Genomic DNA, 16,209 nt, shown 5'->3' with positions numbered 1-16,209 from the left:
ACCCATGGCATCCTGTCGACGATTCCCGTGACGAAGGGCAGCCGCCGTGACCGACACCGCCGCCACCGGCCGAGCACTGCCGCACCCGGCGCGCGAGGAGATCCGCCTGGAGGCCGTGCTGCACGCGCTCTCCGATCCGATGCGGCTGCGGATCGTGCGTGAACTGGCCGCCACGGAGGCCGAGTTGTCCTGCTCCCAGTTCGACGTGCCGGTGACCAAGTCCACGACCACCCACCACTTCCGGGTGCTGCGCGAGAGCGGCGTCATCCGGCAGGTCTACCGCGGCACGGCCAAGATGAACGCCCTGCGCCGGGACGACCTGGACGGCCTCTTCCCGGGACTGCTCGACAGCCTCCTCGCGGCCGCGGACCGACAGTCCACCCGCCTCAGCCACGGCACCTGATCCCAGCGCGACCTAGGCGGCCCCTTCCGCCTCGGCGACCGCGGGCGAATCCGAACTCGCCCTCGAAGGAAGGTGGTTGAAGAGCAGGTTCAGCGCGATCGCGGACAGGCAGCCCGCGCTGATGCCGCTGTTCATCACCGTCTGGAACCAGTCCGGGAACTTCTCGTAGACCGTCGGGACACCCACCGGCAGCATGCCGATCGCGACCGAGACGGCCACCACGGTGAGGTTGTTGTTGCCGTTGAAGTCGACCCGGGCCAGCGTCCGCAGCCCGCTCGCCGCGACCGTGCCGAACATGACGAGCCCGGCGCCGCCCAGCACCGGTGCCGGGATCGCCGCGACCACCGCGCCCAGCTTGGGCAGCAGGCCGAGCAGCACCAGGATCCCGCCGGCCGCCGCGACCACCCAGCGGCTGCGTACCCGGGTCATCCCGACGAGGCCCACGTTCTGTGCGTACGCCGTGTACGGGAAGGTGTTGAACACCCCGCCCAGCACCGTCGACAGACCGTCCGCGCGCAGCCCGTCCGCGAGCGAGCGCGGCTCGACCTTCCGGCCGGTCAGCTCGCCGACCGCGATCAGGTCACCGGTCGTTTCCGTCATCGTCACCAGCGCCACCACCAGCATGGACACGATCGCTGACGCCTTGAAGTCCGGCGCACCGAAGTGGAAGGGCGTGCTGATGCCCACCCAGTCGGCATCACCGACCCCGCCGAAGTCCGTGAACCCGAACGGCACCGCGACCGCCAGGCCCACCGCGATGCCGATCAGGACGGCGATCCGGCCGAGGGCGGCGGGCGCGAACCGCTGCACGGCCAGCACCACCAGCAGCACGAAGGCCGCCAGTGCCAGGTTCCCGGGCGCCCCGAAGTCCTTCGCGCCGGCCCCGCCCGCCGCCCAGTTGCCGGCGACCGGCAGCAGCGAGACCCCGATGATCAGGATCACCGTGCCCGTCACCAGCGGCGGGAAGTAGCGCAGCAGCCTGCCGAAGACCGGCGCCAGCAGCATGATCGCCAGACCCGCGACGATCACCGAGCCGTAGATCGCGGGAAGTCCGCCGCCCGTCGTCCCGATGAGCACCATCGGTGACACGGCCGCGAACGTACAGCCCTGCATGATCGGCAGCCGTACGCCGAACCGCCAGAAGCCGACGCACTGGATCAGCGTCGCGATCCCGCACACCAGCAGGTCGGCGGTGATCAGATACGCCAGGTCGGCGGGCGACAGCCGCATCGCGCTGCCCACGATCAACGGCACGGCGACCGCACCCGCGTACATCGCGAGCACGTGCTGCAGCCCGAAGGCGGCCAGCTGCCGTACCGGTGGCATCTCGTCGACGGGGTGGACGTCTCGGGTGGTGGCCATGGGGACTCCAACGGTGCCGGGAGGAAGGTGACTTCCGAACAGGACGAGACCGTAAGCTTCTTGAACAGTTTGTTGATTTCCGGCCTGTTGCCGCTGTGTGTCCTGCCCGCCGGGCCGCCGGGGATTCCCCGGCCGCCGGACCTACGCCGACCGGGCCGCCGAGAGCAGGGCGTCCCAGTCGGCCAGCTTGACCACGCCGCGCCCGAGCCGGGCACCCAGCGCGGCCTCGGCCCGCTCGATCGCCAGCCACCCCGTCCAGGTCACGGGGGCGATCCCGGCCGCCCGCAGCGCCGCCACCGGATCCTCGGGCACCGGCTTCGTGAGCAGCGCGGGAGCGTCCGCGAGGAGGGAGGCCACGGTCTCCTTGGCGCAGGGCCGGTTGGTGCCGATCACACCGGTCGGGCCGCGCTTGATCCACCCGGCCACGTACTCGCCGGGGGAGGGGGCGCCGTCGCGTACGACGCGCCCCGCCGCGTTCGGCACCGTGCCGCTCGCCGCGTCGAACGGAAGCCCGTCCAGCGGCACTCCGCGATAGCCCACCGAGCGCAGCACCACCTGGGCCGGTACGTCCTCGAACCGGCCCGTGCCGCTCACCCCGCCGTGCCCGTCCGGCGCCGTCCGCTCGAAGCGCACGGCGCCCACCCGGCCCGCGTCGTCCGCGAGCAGTTCCACGGGGCGCAGGAAGAACCTGAGGCCGATCCGGCGCGCGGCGGCGGCAGCGGACCGGCCGGCCCAGCCGCGCAGCACCTCCAGATTGCGGCGCTGCACGGCGGGCAGGGTGGCGGGGTCGGCCGGATCCAGCTCCAAGTCGGCCGCATCGACGGTGACTTCGGTACCGGGCAGCACGCCCAGCTCACGCAGCTCCTTGGTGGTGAACCGGGCCTGCGAGGGGCCGCGTCGGCCCACCATGTGCACCTCGGTGATCCCGCTCGCCGCCAGCGTGTCCAGCGCTGCCTGCGGAATGTCCGTCGGGCGCAGTTCGGCGGCACCCCGCACCAGCATCCGCGTGACGTCCACCGCCACATTGCCCACGCCGATGACGACGGCCGACCGCACGCCGTGCAGGAAGCCGGCGTCGGCCGCGTCCGGATGCGCGCTGTACCAGGCCACGAAGTCGGTCGCCGACCAGCTGCCCGGCAGCTCCTCGCCCGGTATCCCCAGCCGGCGGTCGGTGGCGGCGCCCACGCAGTACACCACCGCGTGATACAGCTCCCGCAGCCGTGCCACCGGCAGCCCGCCGGGGCCGCCCACCCGGACCCCGCCGAGGAACCGCACCCGCTCGTGCTCCAGAACCGTCCTGAGGCTGCCCTGCAGGGACTTGATCTTCTCGTGGTCCGGGGCGACGCCGTAACGGACCAGGCCGTACGGGCAGGGCAGCCGGTCCAGGACGTCCACGCACACCGCGGGATCCTGCTGAACCAGGCTCTGGGCGGTGTAACACCCGCTCGGCCCCGAACCGACGACGGCGACACGCAGCACAGCGGTACTCCTCGCCCGAAGGAGATGGTGTGCGGACGGCTCCAGCATGGCACCCCCGGGCCCACGACGGCAGGGGCCGGCGGGGTGACTGCGACGCGTGTCCGTTCGTATGGAATGCGATCATGCGGTTACGTTGCGTGTGTGCTAGAAGCATCCTTGCTTAATCTTTCCGATCGGAACACGGAGGACGGCGCGGTGTCCGTGTGGCCCGCGTGGAAGGTGCGGGAGCACGGCGGCACCACCTCCTGGTTCCAGGTCCAGCTGGCCTTCCCCGACGGCGCCCGGGTCGACGCCCTGGCCGTCCTGCACGCCGGATGCGTGTCCATCGAGGACGTCAGCGCGCAGCCGGCCCTGTCCCTCGCCGACCTGACGGCGCTCGCGCACTGGCTGGAGGGCCCGCTCTTCGAGTCCTGCGGGGTGGCCGCCGAGCCGCCGCACGAAGCCGCCCGCGACGAGTGCCCCGAGGAACGGCACGAAAGTGAGTGCCTGCGGGGGCCGCACGAGGGCGAGCCCCCGGTGATGCGGCACGTGAGCGAGCAGCCGGAGGAACGGTACGCCTGCACGCGCCCCGAAGTGGCGCACGCAGGCGAGCCTCCGGAAGGTCTGCGCGAAGTCCATCCCCTGGAGGGTCTGCGGGGAGTCGAGGCACCGGAGGAGCCGCGCGAAGGCGGGCGTCCGCAGCGGCGGCCCGAGCCGGAATCCGGCGGTGCGCAGGTGATCGTGCTCGGCGCGGGTCCGCGGCGCGCGCGGGCGGGCTGGCCGCGTGGCGTCGAGGGCCGTCGGCTCGTCGCGCGGGAGTACCGCGCCGCGCAGCAGGGAGGCGTCGACCCGGTCCTCGCCGTGATGAGCGCGACCGGACGCAGCCGCCGCCGCTCCCTCCGGCTGATCGCCCAGGCACGGGACGCGGGTTTCCTGACGCCGCGTCACGCCCGCCGCCGCTGAGACGAGTTGCCGCCCGGACAGCCCTCAGTGGTCGCTCGGGCGCTCCTCCGTGGCGAAGAACCGGGACAGATCGCGCACCGGCGTCTCGGTGCCCGTCTCGCTCTCCGGCGGCACCCCCGACTCCCAGTCGAGTCCGTACCGCCGGAACAGCTCGGCCCGCAGCGCCGGGACGGGCATCGGCGCCCCCGGGATCAGCGCCGCGTACACCGCGCCCATCAGCAGGGCCCGCAGCATCGGGTAGTCGGCGGTGACGTCCTCGGAGCCGTACCGGGCGACGGTGTCGCCGAGCAGCTCCGCCAGCCGGCGCTGCTCCGGGCACTGCACGAAGCCCTCCGCCTGCAGCAGCCCCGCCATGTGCTGCCGCATGAGCACCGGATGGTCGCGGGCCAGGCCCAGGATCGCGTCGATGGCCCGGGCCAGCCGCTCCCGGCCGTCCTCGGTGTGCGGTTCCCGCTCCAGCGCCTCCTCCAGCGTGCGGTGCATCAGCCGGTGCACGGCGGACTGCACGAGCTGGCGCTTGCCGGGGAAGTAGTACGACACCAGTCCGCGCGCCGAACCGGCCCGGTCCGCGATGTCGCCCAGGGTGGCGGCCTCGAAACCGCGCTCGTCGACCAGTTCCACCGCGGCCTGCAGCAGCCGCTCCCGGGAACGCCGCCGCAACTCTTCATTGACCGAGGCGCTGCGCGGGGACATCCTGAAACTCCTGCGTTGACTGGCTGCCAGCCAACTATACTCAACGCATCGGGCACCGCCTTGTGCGGGCCTGGTCCAGGGCTGCCGTCCGTCTGGGGCGACGCGGGGGATCGTCTCAGGCGGACGGCGCACGGGCGAGCCGTTTTCCCGCGCAGGTCAGGGGGACGGGTGCGCCCCGCCACCCGGGTCGGCGGCCACCAGGGCCGACGGCTCCGCGGGCGGCCGTCGCCCGGGCTCAGCCGGCCGGGTCCACCAGGTCCAGCACGGGCAACAGCGCGTCGGGCCGGTCCGCCACCGGCAGATGGTCGACGAAGTGCACCCGGCAGCCGAGCGCGGCCGCGCCACCGTCCGCCTCCTTGCTGTCCCCGACCATCACCACCTGCCGCGGATCGGCACCCAGCGCCGTACAGGCGACCGAGAACAGCCGCAGGTCCGGCTTCTGCACGCCGTGTTCGTACGACAGCACATACGCGTCCACATACCGGTCGAGCCCGTGCGCGCGAAAAACCGGGCGCAGATCCCAGCCGATGTTGCTGACCACGCCCACGCCGATCCCGCGCTCGCGCAGCGTGCGCAGCACGTCGGCGGCGTCCGGGTAGGGGGCCCAGGCGGCGGGGGACTTGTGCCGTTCGTACAGCGCGTCGTGCAGCCCGGGATCGGGCAGCGGCACCCGCCGGGACAGGCCCGTGTAGGCGGCCCGGTGCAGCTGCGCGCTCTCGTCCCGCACCGCCCACACCCCGGCCAGCTCCTCGGGCAGCTCCACCGGTGACGCACCGCCGGGCAGCGCGCCGGCCGCCTCCAAGGCCCGTGCGGTCGCCCGAAGTTCGGGTTCGGGCAGGGCGTGCCCGGTCTCGCGCAGTACCGCGCGGAGCCAGGACTCGGTGGACTCGACGCGGAACAGCGTCCCGGAGAAGTCGAACAGTACGGCAGTCATGCGCCCGACCCTATCGAGGGTGGCCGACAGGCATGCCGGGCCGGGCAGGTCGCGGCCACTCGCGGACCACGCTCACATCGTCAGCAGCATGGCCACCATGCCGATCCCCATGGACAGCCGGCAGGCCCGCGCCAGCTCCGGCCGGTCGCCCCAGCGGGCGGAGCCGCCACCGGCTCCGGCCACCGTGGCGGCGGCCGGCACCAGACGGGCGCCGGCGAGCAGCACGTAACCCGCGAAGTACACCAGCAGAGCGCCGGTCAGCAACGGCACACCGGTGCCGCCGTGCGCGTGGTGCGGGCCGGGCGGGGCCACGGCCACCGCCACCGACATGTAGACCATCGCGGACGCGCCCACCAGGTGGTGCAGATGATGCGGGGCGGCGCGCGCGGCCCACAGTGCGCGCAGTGCGGCCGCACCGAACACGGCCGCGTACACCGGCCATGCCCACCGTGGCGGCGCGAACACCGCCGCCGGTACGGCCATCACGGCCATGCCGAAGCCCATGAGCGCCTCCCCGCCCGCGGACCGGCGCTGCTCCTCGACACCGCTGCGCATCCGCAGCACGCAGTAGGCGCCGGTCGCCGCGCAGAGCGCGACCAGCAGCCACGCTGCCGACACCGGTCCGTGCACGCGCGCACCTCCCCGCTCGACGGTCGGTCGAGGGATGCGATGCCCACGCCGGGTGGAGCGCACGCGAGCGCAAGGGTGTACACGGGGAGCATTCGGCGGAGCGCGGCAGGTGAACGCGCCCCGTTGAGGCCTCTGGGGCGCAGGGGACTCATAAATTTCACGAGTAAAACACATGCTAAATTGACGATATGAGCAGTGCGACTCTCCATCGACCCCGCCGACTTCCCCTCGCCGGAGTGCTCCGTCTCGGGCGGCCCTCCGACATCTGGTTCAAGCCCGCGCTGAGCGTGGTCGCAGCGGTCGCCCCGCCCAACCTGATCCTGCTGGCCCTCGGCCGTCTCGACCTCGCCATGTACACCATGGCCGGATCGCTCTGCGCGCTCTACGGCCACAACCGTCCCTACGCCGCCCGCGCCCGCCTCCTCGCCTGGGTGGTGCTCGGCATGGTCGGCGGCCTCGCCGTCTCGCTGATCACCGCGTCACTGACGAGCGACGCCGTCGTCCTCGTCGCCGTCGGCGCCGTCATGGCGGCAGCCCAGAAGGCCGTGTGCGATGCCACCCGGCTCGGGCCGCCCGCGAACGTGGTCCTGACCTTCATCAGCTCCGCCTCCCTGTTCGCGCCGCAGACCCCTGGCCAGGTGCCCGGACACACCGGGCTGGCCCTCGCGGCCGGCGCCTGGGCCTGGCTGGTCGGCATGGCACCCGGACTGTTCCGCCCGCACGGCCCCGAGCGCCGCGCCACCGCCCAGGCCCTGAACGCCGCCGCTGCGTACGCCGACACACGCGGCACCGCCGACGGCCACGCCCGGGCCCGTGGCACGGCCGCCGCGGTGATCCACGCGGCCCGGCAGGCACTGCCCGCCACCGGTGCCCGCCCCGACCGCACCCGAAGCGCCCTCGAACGGCTCCTCGTGCGCGCCGAGGTCGCCCTCGCCGCCCCCGCCGACACCGACCCCGTACGGCTGCGCGCCTGGGCCCGCGAACTGCGCGGCACCGGACGGATACCGCGCGTCGCGTCCCCGCGCGAGACCGCCGACGAACTCCTCGGCGCGAACATCGAACTCGCCCACCCGCTACGGCCGTTGCGACACCGCCTGGCCCCCCTCGCGCCGATCGCCGTGCGCACCGCGACGGGCTGCGCCCTCGCCGGCTACGCCTCCCTCGCGCTCGGGGTCGGCCGTCCCTACTGGGCGCTGGTCACCGCGGCTTCCCTCTATCAGGCCAACGTCACCCTCACCTGGAGCCGCGGCGTCCAGCGTGTCGTCGGCAACGTCGTGGGCGTCCTCCTCTTCGCCGCCCTCGCCCCGCTCGCCCATCTCCATCCGGCCGCGCTGGTGCTGTGTGCCCTCGCCCTCAACTTCGGTGCCGAGGCGCTGATCGGCCGCAACTACTGGCTCGGCAGCGTCTGCGTGACCCCGATGGCCCTGCTCGTCACCGAGTTCGCCGGCGCCCAGAACCAGGCCGAGCTGATCACCGAGCGGGTCGCGGACACCCTCGTCGGTGCGCTGGTCGGCTTCGTCGCGGCCGTCGCGGTCACCAACCGGCGCGCGGGCGACCGCCTCGAACACGCGCTGACCACCGCGGAACGCGCCCGCGAGGACGCCGCCCGGCTGCTGGCCGAGCCGCATCCGGCCCCCCGCACCCTGGAATCCGCCCACCGTGCCCTCGCCGCCGCCCTCGTCGACCTGCGTGCCACGGCCGACGCCGCGTCCGGCGAGTGGTGGCAACGCACCCTGCCCGAGGAGCGGGTCGTGCACGCCGAGCAGACCGGACACCGTACGCTCGCGACGACGGTACGACGCCGGGGCCTCGTACCGCAGGACCAGCACCAGCACGAGGACGGCCACCAGGGCCAGGACCAGCACCGGGACGAGTGCCAGGGCCAGGGGCAGGACCCGGGCAGGACGACGGAGGGCATACGGCCATGACGGCGACGAACGGCGGACGGGCGCCGGTGGACCACGCGGCCGACGCGGCCCCGACGAGTGGCCGCGCCCCGGCCGACGCACGCCCGGAAACCAGCGACGCCACGACCACCCCCCGAACCCACCCCGCCAACCCACCCACGCCCGGCACGACCCCCACCACGGACACCGCCCGCGACACGGGCACCGACCCTGGCACAGGCAGGGGTCGCGGCACCGAGACCGGCCGCGGCACGGGCACCGACTGCGGCGCAGGCACAGGCCGCGGCCCTGGCACCGGCACCGGCCCTGGCACCGGCACCGGGACCGGCCGGGGCGCGGACGCCGACCCCGGCACGGGCACCAGTTCCGGCACGGACGCTGCCCCCGGCGTGGAAGCCGCCCCGGGCACGGCCGCCGCTCGTGGCATGGACGCCGACTCCGGCATGGACGCCGACTCCGGCACGGATGCCAGCCCCGGCACAGCCACTGGCCCTGGCACCGGGACCGACCCCGGCACAGGCACCGGCCCTGGCACCGGGACCGATCCCGGCGCGGGCACCGATCCCGGCGCGGGCACCGGCCGCGGCACGAACGCCAGCCCCGGCACAGCCACCGGCCGAGGCGCGGGCGCCGCCCCCGCCCCAAGCGCTGCCCCCGCCGCAGGCACCCACCCCGCCACAGCCCCCGCCGCCCTCTCAGCCCCCGGCGCCCACACGCCCCCCGGCGCAGACAGCGGTGCCGGTGCGCGGCAGGACACCGTCGCCGTGGTGGTTCGGCAGTGGCGGGCCGTGCACCCGGAGTTGGACACCGGGCCCATGGAGGTCATCGGGCGGATCAACCGCTGTGCCGCGCTGCTGCAGCAGGCCGAGGACGCGCCGCTGCGCCGGGCCGGGCTCAGCCGTCCCGAGTTCGACCTGCTGGGCGCGCTGCGCCGCACCGGCCACGAGCTGACCCCGGGGGACCTGGCCCGGGAGACCTTCTCCTCCGGGGCCGCCGTCACCAAGCGGCTCAAGCAGCTGACCGAGCGCGGACTGGTCGAGCGGCGCGGCGACACCCGGGACCGCCGTGTCGCCCACCTCCGGCTCACCGACGCCGGGCGCGACCTGGTCGACGGCATCCTCCCGGAGCAACTCGCCTACGAGACCGCCGTACTGTCCGTCCTCGCGCCCGAGGGGCAGGGTGAACTCGCCGGCCTGCTCGCCGAGTTGCTCGGCCGCCTGGAGGGCAGGATGGGTTCGCTGCGAACGTAGGGGCCTGCGGCAGCAGTTCACCCTCCGGGGTGTGCTCCAGCGGGCTGTGGCGCAACTGCGAGCCCGCGAACGCCGTTCAACCCCGCAGCTCCGCCAGGGTGTTGGCCCGCGCGACCTCCCAGGCCGGCCAGCCGCCGCAGGCTCTCCTCGACGGACCGTGCGAGGTTCTTGCGGTGGTTGGGGGTCAGTCCTCCTCGCCGGCCCGGTGCACCCCGAAGGCAGCCCCCTGCGGATCCCGCAGCACCGCGATGCGGGGGCCGTCCGGCACCGAGACGGGGGCCAGGACGACGGCTCCGCCCGCCTGCTCGGCGACCTCGGCCGTCGTGTCCACGTCGGTCACCGCGAAGTACGGCAGCCAGTGCGGCGGCACCTCGGGCGGGAACCGGTCGCCCATGTCGGCCATGCCGCCGAAGTCGTCGCCGTCGATGCCCCACTGCGTGTACCACTCGGAGGCGGTGACGCTCCAGTCGAACACCGTGGTGTAGAAATCCTGGGCCCGCTCGGTGTCGCGGGTGGCCAGCTCCACCCAGCCGAGGGCGCCGGGCGCGTTGAACAGCCCGGCGCCGGGGAAGGACCGCGCCTGCCACAGCTGGAACACCGCCCCCGTCGGATCCAGGACCACCGCGAACCGGCCCACGTCGAAGATGTCCATCGGGCCGAGGATCACCGTCCCGCCCGCCTCCTCCACGCGCCGTACCGCCGCGTCCGCGTCCCGCACCGCGAAGGAGACGTTCCAGGCCACCGGCTGGGACTCCTGGTACAGCGGGCTGAGCGCGGCCACCGCCGCGTCCCCCAGGTGCGCCACCGTGTACCCGCCCGCCTCGGGCCGCGGATCGGTCTCCGGCCGCCACCCGAACAACTCGGTGTAGAACCGCTTGGCCCCCTCCAGATCACTGGTCCCCAGCTCGGTCCAGCACGGTCCGCCGGGCACCGGCTTGTCGAACTTCATCACGGTTCCTTCCGGCCGGGGACGGGCCTGCCACGCCGTACGGCGCGCTCTTCCGGCACGCTAACCCCGGCCTCCTGCCCCGGCCATCCGGGACGGTCCCCGCGGGCGCGGAAGCGGGGTACGCGAGGGTTCCGGTCATGGACACCGGGGACCGCACGGCGCCCTCCCTGGCCCCTCCCGGCCCGGCGAACCGGTCCGCATCGACGTCAAGCACCTCGGCCACACGCCGGTCGGCCGCGCCATCGACCTGTCCGAACCGCACACTAGATCCCCGGCCGGTACCGCATCGGATGGTCCGCCGGGACCTCGACCAGCGCGATGCGGACGCCGTCCGGGTCGGCGATCCACATCTCGATCAGGCCCCACGGCTCCTTCACCGGCGGCCGGACGACGTCGACGCCCCGCGCCCGCAGCTCCTCGTGCGCGGCCGTCACGTCGTCGACCTGCAACCACAGCCGGACGGGGGCCGACGGCGGGGTCTCGGAGCGCCCGGAGACTTCCAGGAAGCCGCCGCCGAGGAAGTAGACCGTCCCGCGCTCGGGCCCCGTACCGAACTCGCGGTAGACGGACAGGCCCAGTTGCTCGCCGTAGAAGGTCCGGGAGCGTTCGGGGTCGGTGGGGGTGAGCAGTGTCCGGCTGCTGAGTACGTGCACCATGCAGGCGGAGCCTAGTGGCAGGGTTACCCTCGACCCTGGCCGAGCCACGCCGAGATCGGAGTCCGCCCCATGAAGATCCCCGCCGCCGGATTCAGCTTCCGCGACGCCACCGACGCCGACGTAGACGCACTGGTCGCGCTGATCGAGTCGGCCTATCGCGGAGACGCCAGCCGAGCCGGGTGGACCACCGAGGCGGACATCCTGGACGGCCGGCGGATCGACCCCGAGGGCGTGCTGGAGGTGGTCAAGTCACCCGGCAGCCGGCTGCTGACGGTGGAACAGGACGGCCGGATCGTCGCCTGCTGCCAGCTCGAACACCGCGGTGACCACGCCTACTTCGGCATGTTCGCGGTCAGCCCGGCCCTGCAGGGCGCCGGCCTCGGCAAGCAGATCATGGCCGAGGCCGAGCGCCAGGTCCGCGAGGCCTGGGGCGTCACCGAGATGCACATGACGGTGATCTCCGTACGGGACGACCTGATCGCCTGGTACGAGCGCCGCGGCTACCGCCGTACGGGACAGATGTCGCCCTTCCCGTACGGCGATGAGCGCTTCGGCATCCCGCAGCGCGACGACCTGCAGTTCGAGCTGCTGGTGAAGAAGCTCGCCTGAGCGCCTCCGGGTGGCCGCGGCGGCGCGTGACCGCTACGCCGTGAAGCGCGCCCAGCGCTTCATCTCCGGGAAGTCGGTCGTCGCGCCGTCCAGCTCCAGGGCGCGCACCAGCCGCAGATGATCGTGGGTGTTGACGACCCAGCCGATGATCCGCAGCCGGGACGCGCGCGCGTGCTCGACCACCTCCAGGGTGAGCCGGCGGATGTCGAGGCAGAGGGTCGCCGCGCCCACGGCGACCGCGCGCTCGGCCACGTCGGTGCCGTAGCGGCTGCCGATCAGCGCCGTGCGCACCCCCGGCACCAGCCGGGCGATCTCGGCGATCGCCTCGTCGTGGAACGAGGACACCTCCACGCGCCCGACCAGGTCGCGCTCGTGCATCACCGCTGCCAGTGCCCGGGCCGCCGCCACATCCTTGATCTCGGCCTGCACCGGTGTGCGGACCTTGTCCAGCACCTCCTCGAACACCGGGACCCGCTCCCCGCGGCCCGCGTCCAGGGACCGCAGCTCGCCGAGGGTCTTGTCGGCGATCGGCCCGGTGCCGTCGGTCGTACGGTCCACCTCGGCGTCGTGCATGACGACGAGGGCGCCGTCCTTGCTCAGATGCAGATCGAGTTCGATCACGTCGAGGCCGGCGTCCTGCGCGGCGACGAAGGAACGAAGGGTGTTCTCGGGCTCGACACCCATGACCCCGCGGTGACCGATGGTAAGAAAGTTCAAGGTTCGACTCGCTTCCGTCGACGGCGGCTCGGCACGCGCGTGACGGGCGGACGCCGTCGTCCGCGCGGGCAGAATCGCAGCCTAGTGGCCGGGACCCGCGATGAACCCGCGCGTGCATGAGGCATCCGGGGCGTCGCCCGCTCCCAGCTGGCCGGTATCCGCCCCCGCCGTCACCCTCTCGTGGGCGAGTCCCCGCGCCCTTGACCGACCGGAGCGCTATGACACCGGGATGCGGGGTACTCGACGGAAGTGAGCGTCGTCACGGTGCACGGCAGGAAAAACATCGGTGACCAAGGGGCCGGGCAGAAGAATTTCCCGAGTAGCCTCTTGCTGGCGGAAACCGGGTATGCATACGGTGTCCATACGCGAGGTTCTCCCGTGGAGGATGGGACATGACGGAAATTCTTGTGCAGGCGGCTACGGAGGGACACCTTCCTTCGGCGACCAGGGTGATTGGGCACCCGGCCTGGCCGGTGCTCAAGGATGCCGTGGAGCAGATCCGGCCATGGCAGTCGAAGGACGGATCGATCGACTTCGAGGCCGAGGGCGCCCCGGCCCGGGCCGACGCCGAGGCCGTCGTACGGCGTGTCGTCGACGCGGTCGAGGAGCTGTCCCCGCTGCTCGCGCACGACGAGGCCTACCACCAGGCCCTGGTGAAGGATTTGCGCCGCTGGGCCGAGGGCGGCTTCCAGGTGCCGGACTTCCTGGACTCCCTGCTGGCCTTCCAGCCCGCCGCGCAGCGCGCGGACGGCCTGCAGCACCTGGTCGTCTTCCCGATGTACACGCAGAACGGCAACCCGGACCGCAACCTGGAGGCGGTCGTGCTGCGCATGGTCTGGCCCCAGTGGCTGGCCGAGCTGGAGCGCACCCGCTACGACAACCCGCTGTTCTGCGGCATCACGTTCGAGGACTTCACGGCCGGCTACGACACCAACTCCGCGGTCCTCTTCCCGGAGACCATCGCCGTGCGCGAGGCGCCGGAACGATTCTCCTGGGGTGGCATCTTCTGCGACCGCGAGGCCGCCCGCTTCCGCCGGGTCACCGACGCGGCCGTCGACATCCTGGGCCTGGACCTGCCCGAGGACATCGCCGCGATGGTCCACGACCAGAAGCGCTGCGAAGAGGCCTTCGTCCTGTGGGACATGGTCCACGACCGCACCCACAGCCACGGCGACCTGCCGTTCGACCCGTTCATGATCAAGCAGCGTCAGCCGTTCTGGATGTACGGCCTGGAGGAGCTGCGCTGCGACCTCACCGCCTTCAAGGAGGCCGTGAAGCTCCAGGCCGACGGCGTCCCGCAGGCCCGTGACGTGCAGTACGCGGTCCTCTTCGACCGCATGTTCCGCTTCCCGCTCACCGGTGACCGCGTGCGCAACTACGACGGTGTTGGCGGCCAGCTGCTCTTCGCCTACCTGCACAAGCACGAGGTCATCCGCTGGACCGACAACAAGCTCTCCATCGACTGGGAGCGCGCCCCGCAGGTCACCAACCAGCTGTGCGCCGAGATCGAGAAGCTCTACAAGGACGGCATCGACCGCCCGAAGCTGGTGCACTGGTTCGCGGGCTACGAGCTGGTCTCGACCTACCTCGCGCCGCACCCCGGCTCCAAGTGGGCCAAGGGCCCGGACGCCCTCGACCTGACCCAGCCGCCGCGCAAGCTCGTGGACGACGTGCTTCCGGACGAGTTTCCGCTGAGCATGTTCTTTGAGGCCCTGTCCAAGAAGCTGAAGAATGTGATCGCGTCCACCAAGGGCATCACGGCGGACAGCGCCGAGCGGATCGCCGCGTGAGCGACCGCAGCCAGGACACTACTCAAAAGGGGAAGAACGTGGTGGGGAACAACGGGTCTCTCAGTGGTGCGGTGATCGCGGTGGCGGGGGCGGGCGGTCCCGCCGGACGTGCCACCCTGGTCCGGCTCGCCGAGGCCGGCGCGGTCGTCGTCGGCGCCGACAACAACCCCGAGCGCCTGGCCGAGGCCGTGGACGCGGCCCGCTATGCCCGCGGTGGCGCCACGGTCACCGGCGAGACCGTGGACCTGCTGGATCTGCAGTCGACCCGCGACTGGGCGGCGCGCATCGAGAAGGACCACGGCCGGATCGACGGCCTGGTCCACCTGGTCGGCGGCTGGCGCGGCAGTGCGAGCTTCGCCGAGACGGATCTCGCCGACTGGGAGCTGCTGGAGAAGCTGCTGATCCGCACCGTCCAGCACACCTCCCTCGCCTTCTACGAGGGCCTGCAGCGCAGCGAGCGCGGCCGGTACCTGCTGATCAGCGCGGCCGGCGCCTCGAAGCCCACCGCGGGCAACGCGGCGTACTCGGCGTCCAAGGCCGCCGCCGAGGCCTGGACGCTCGCGATGGCGGACGGCTTCCGCAAGGCCGGGGGCGAGGAGGGGCCGCGCGCGGCGGCTGCGATCCTGGTGGTGAAGGCGCTGGTGCACGACGCCATGCGCGCCGAACGCCCCAACGCGAAGTTCGCGGGCTTCACGGACGTCAAGGACCTCGCCGAGGCCATCGAGGGCGTCTGGAGCAAGCCCGCCGCCGAAGTGAACGGAAACCGTCTGTGGCTGACCGAGAAGCCGTGAACCCTCCCAAGACCGACGCGCGTCGCCACCACGACCCGCAGGTCCGCGGTTTCGCCAGTGACAACTACGCCGGCGCGCATCCGGAGGTGCTGGCCGCCCTGACCCTGGCCAACGGCGGCCACCAGGTGGCCTACGGCGAGGACGAGTACACCGAGAACCTCCAGCGGATCATCCGCAGCCATTTCGGGGCCGCCGCGGAGGCGTTCCCGGTCTTCAACGGCACCGGCGCGAACGTCGTCGCGCTCCAGGCGGTCACCGACCGCTGGGGCGCGGTGATCTGCGCCGAGAGCGCGCACATCAACGTCGACGAGGGCGGCGCGCCCGAGCGCATGGGCGGCCTCAAGCTGCTCACCGTGCCCACGCCCGACGGCAAGCTCACCCCCGAGCTGATCGACAGGCAGGCCTGGGGCTGGGAGGACGAGCACCGCGCGATGCCGCAGGTCGTCTCGATCACCCAGAGCACGGAGCTGGGCACGCTCTACACGCCCGAGGAGATCCGCGCGATCTGCGAGCACGCCCATGCCCGCGGCATGAAGGTGCACCTGGACGGCTCCCGGATAGCCAACGCGGCCGCGTCCCTGAACGTGCCCATGCGGACGTTCACCAACGCGGTCGGCGTCGACATCCTCTCGCTGGGCGGGACCAAGAACGGCGCCGTCTTCGGCGAGGCGGTCGTGGTCCTCAACCCGGACGCGGTGCGGCAGATGAAGCACCTGCGCAAGATGTCGATGCAGCTGGCCTCCAAGATGCGCTTCGTGTCGGTGCAGTTGGAGGCGCTGCTGGCGAAGGACCTGTGGCTGCGCAACGCCCGGCACGCCAACGAGATGGCCCAGCGGCTCGCCGAGGGCGTGCGCGCGGTGCACGGCGTGGAGATCCTTCACCCGGTGCAGGCCAACGGCGTCTTCGCGAAGCTCCCGCACGACGTGAGCGTGCGCCTGCAGCAGCGCTTCCGCTTCTACTTCTGGGACGAGGCGGCCGGAGTGGTGCGCTGGATGTGCTCCTTCGACACCACGGAGGAGGACGTCGACACCTTCGTGGCCGCGGTCAAGGAGGAGATGGCGCACTAGCCTCCCGGTGTGCATAGATATGCGATCGCT

16 protein-coding genes and 1 pseudogene are annotated in these 16,209 nt (G+C 72.7%); 8 read left to right on the top strand and 9 right to left on the bottom strand.

The genetic code is table 11. From position 1 onward, the window contains the following. The first annotated feature begins 46 nt into the window (after positions 1-46). A complete protein-coding gene (locus AB0L75_RS10595) occupies positions 47-403 on the top strand; it encodes a helix-turn-helix domain-containing protein (protein ID WP_365178315.1) in 357 nt (118 codons plus the stop codon). A gap of 12 nt (positions 404-415) precedes the next feature. Here AB0L75_RS10595 and AB0L75_RS10590 read toward each other — a convergent pair whose 3' ends face one another. Both AB0L75_RS10590 and AB0L75_RS10585 read right to left on the bottom strand, forming a co-directional pair. After that, positions 416-1,765: a nucleobase:cation symporter-2 family protein gene (locus AB0L75_RS10590; RefSeq protein WP_365178312.1), complete on the bottom strand. Its 1,350-nt coding sequence runs from the start codon at positions 1,763-1,765 to the stop codon at positions 416-418. Between the two features lie 141 nt (positions 1,766-1,906). Next, entirely contained in the window at positions 1,907-3,244 is a 1,338-nt protein-coding gene (locus AB0L75_RS10585) for an FAD-dependent oxidoreductase (RefSeq protein WP_365178309.1), read from the bottom strand. 24 nt (positions 3,245-3,268) lie between these two features. On the opposite strand from AB0L75_RS10585, the gene AB0L75_RS10580 reads away from it, so the two are divergent. Beyond that, positions 3,269-4,186, top strand: coding sequence for a DUF6214 family protein (locus AB0L75_RS10580; protein ID WP_365178307.1), 918 nt, complete (start codon positions 3,269-3,271; stop codon positions 4,184-4,186). 24 nt (positions 4,187-4,210) lie between these two features. Here the strand turns inward: AB0L75_RS10580 and AB0L75_RS10575 are convergent, their stop codons facing one another. From AB0L75_RS10575 to AB0L75_RS10565, 3 genes are all read right to left on the bottom strand, one after another. Continuing rightward, positions 4,211-4,879: a helix-turn-helix domain-containing protein gene (locus tag AB0L75_RS10575; protein ID WP_365178305.1), complete on the bottom strand. Its 669-nt coding sequence runs from the start codon at positions 4,877-4,879 to the stop codon at positions 4,211-4,213. Between the two features lie 235 nt (positions 4,880-5,114). Next, on the bottom strand, positions 5,115-5,813 hold the full coding sequence (locus AB0L75_RS10570) for an HAD-IA family hydrolase (RefSeq protein WP_365178302.1): 699 nt from the start codon (positions 5,811-5,813) through the stop codon (positions 5,115-5,117). A gap of 72 nt (positions 5,814-5,885) precedes the next feature. Beyond that, positions 5,886-6,443: a DUF5134 domain-containing protein gene (locus tag AB0L75_RS10565; protein WP_365178299.1), complete on the bottom strand. Its 558-nt coding sequence runs from the start codon at positions 6,441-6,443 to the stop codon at positions 5,886-5,888. A gap of 188 nt (positions 6,444-6,631) precedes the next feature. On the opposite strand from AB0L75_RS10565, the gene AB0L75_RS10560 reads away from it, so the two are divergent. After that, positions 6,632-8,371 carry an FUSC family protein gene (locus AB0L75_RS10560; RefSeq protein WP_365178296.1) on the top strand — a complete coding sequence of 580 codons (1,740 nt, stop codon included), beginning with the start codon at positions 6,632-6,634 and terminating at the stop codon, positions 8,369-8,371. A 743-nt stretch (positions 8,372-9,114) separates the two neighbouring features. After that, positions 9,115-9,600, top strand: coding sequence for a MarR family transcriptional regulator (locus tag AB0L75_RS10555; protein WP_365178901.1), 486 nt, complete (start codon positions 9,115-9,117; stop codon positions 9,598-9,600). A gap of 1 nt (position 9,601) precedes the next feature. Here AB0L75_RS10555 and AB0L75_RS10550 read toward each other — a convergent pair. The 3 genes and pseudogenes from AB0L75_RS10550 to AB0L75_RS10540 all read right to left on the bottom strand — a co-directional run. Beyond that, positions 9,602-9,779, bottom strand: a pseudogene (locus AB0L75_RS10550) (aldo/keto reductase); the annotation flags it as partial. Between the two features lie 5 nt (positions 9,780-9,784). Beyond that, a complete protein-coding gene (locus AB0L75_RS10545) occupies positions 9,785-10,549 on the bottom strand; it encodes a VOC family protein (protein ID WP_365178293.1) in 765 nt (254 codons plus the stop codon). 263 nt (positions 10,550-10,812) lie between these two features. After that, complete coding sequence (locus AB0L75_RS10540; RefSeq protein WP_365178291.1) at positions 10,813-11,205, bottom strand: VOC family protein; 393 nt, start codon at positions 11,203-11,205, stop codon at positions 10,813-10,815. A gap of 69 nt (positions 11,206-11,274) precedes the next feature. Here AB0L75_RS10540 and AB0L75_RS10535 point away from each other — a divergent pair, with 69 nt between their 5' ends. Then, complete coding sequence (locus tag AB0L75_RS10535) at positions 11,275-11,814, top strand: GNAT family N-acetyltransferase (RefSeq protein WP_365178289.1); 540 nt, start codon at positions 11,275-11,277, stop codon at positions 11,812-11,814. A gap of 33 nt (positions 11,815-11,847) precedes the next feature. On the opposite strand, the gene AB0L75_RS10530 is transcribed toward AB0L75_RS10535, so the two are convergent. After that, positions 11,848-12,531: a glycerophosphodiester phosphodiesterase family protein gene (locus AB0L75_RS10530; protein WP_365178286.1), complete on the bottom strand. Its 684-nt coding sequence runs from the start codon at positions 12,529-12,531 to the stop codon at positions 11,848-11,850. Between the two features lie 392 nt (positions 12,532-12,923). On the opposite strand from AB0L75_RS10530, the gene AB0L75_RS10525 reads away from it, so the two are divergent. Genes AB0L75_RS10525 through AB0L75_RS10515 form a run of 3 tightly spaced genes read left to right on the top strand, consistent with a single transcriptional unit; the run spans position 12,924 to position 16,179 of the window. Beyond that, entirely contained in the window at positions 12,924-14,321 is a 1,398-nt protein-coding gene (locus tag AB0L75_RS10525) for a DUF6421 family protein (protein WP_365178283.1), read from the top strand. Next, positions 14,318-15,112 carry an SDR family oxidoreductase gene (locus AB0L75_RS10520; RefSeq protein ID WP_365178281.1) on the top strand — a complete coding sequence of 265 codons (795 nt, stop codon included), beginning with the start codon at positions 14,318-14,320 and terminating at the stop codon, positions 15,110-15,112. Before AB0L75_RS10525 ends, AB0L75_RS10520 begins: the two co-directional genes overlap by 4 nt. After that, positions 15,109-16,179, top strand: a complete 1,071-nt coding sequence (locus AB0L75_RS10515) for a low specificity L-threonine aldolase (protein WP_365178278.1) — start codon at positions 15,109-15,111, stop codon at positions 16,177-16,179. Before AB0L75_RS10520 ends, AB0L75_RS10515 begins: the two co-directional genes overlap by 4 nt. Positions 16,180-16,209: the final 30 nt, after the last annotated feature.

The organism is Streptomyces sp. NPDC052101, assembly GCF_040680235.1.
GTDB lineage: Bacteria > Actinomycetota > Actinomycetes > Streptomycetales > Streptomycetaceae > Streptomyces.
Note: the sequence above shows the minus strand (reverse complement) of the source record. Positions and strands in the feature narration are given on the sequence as shown.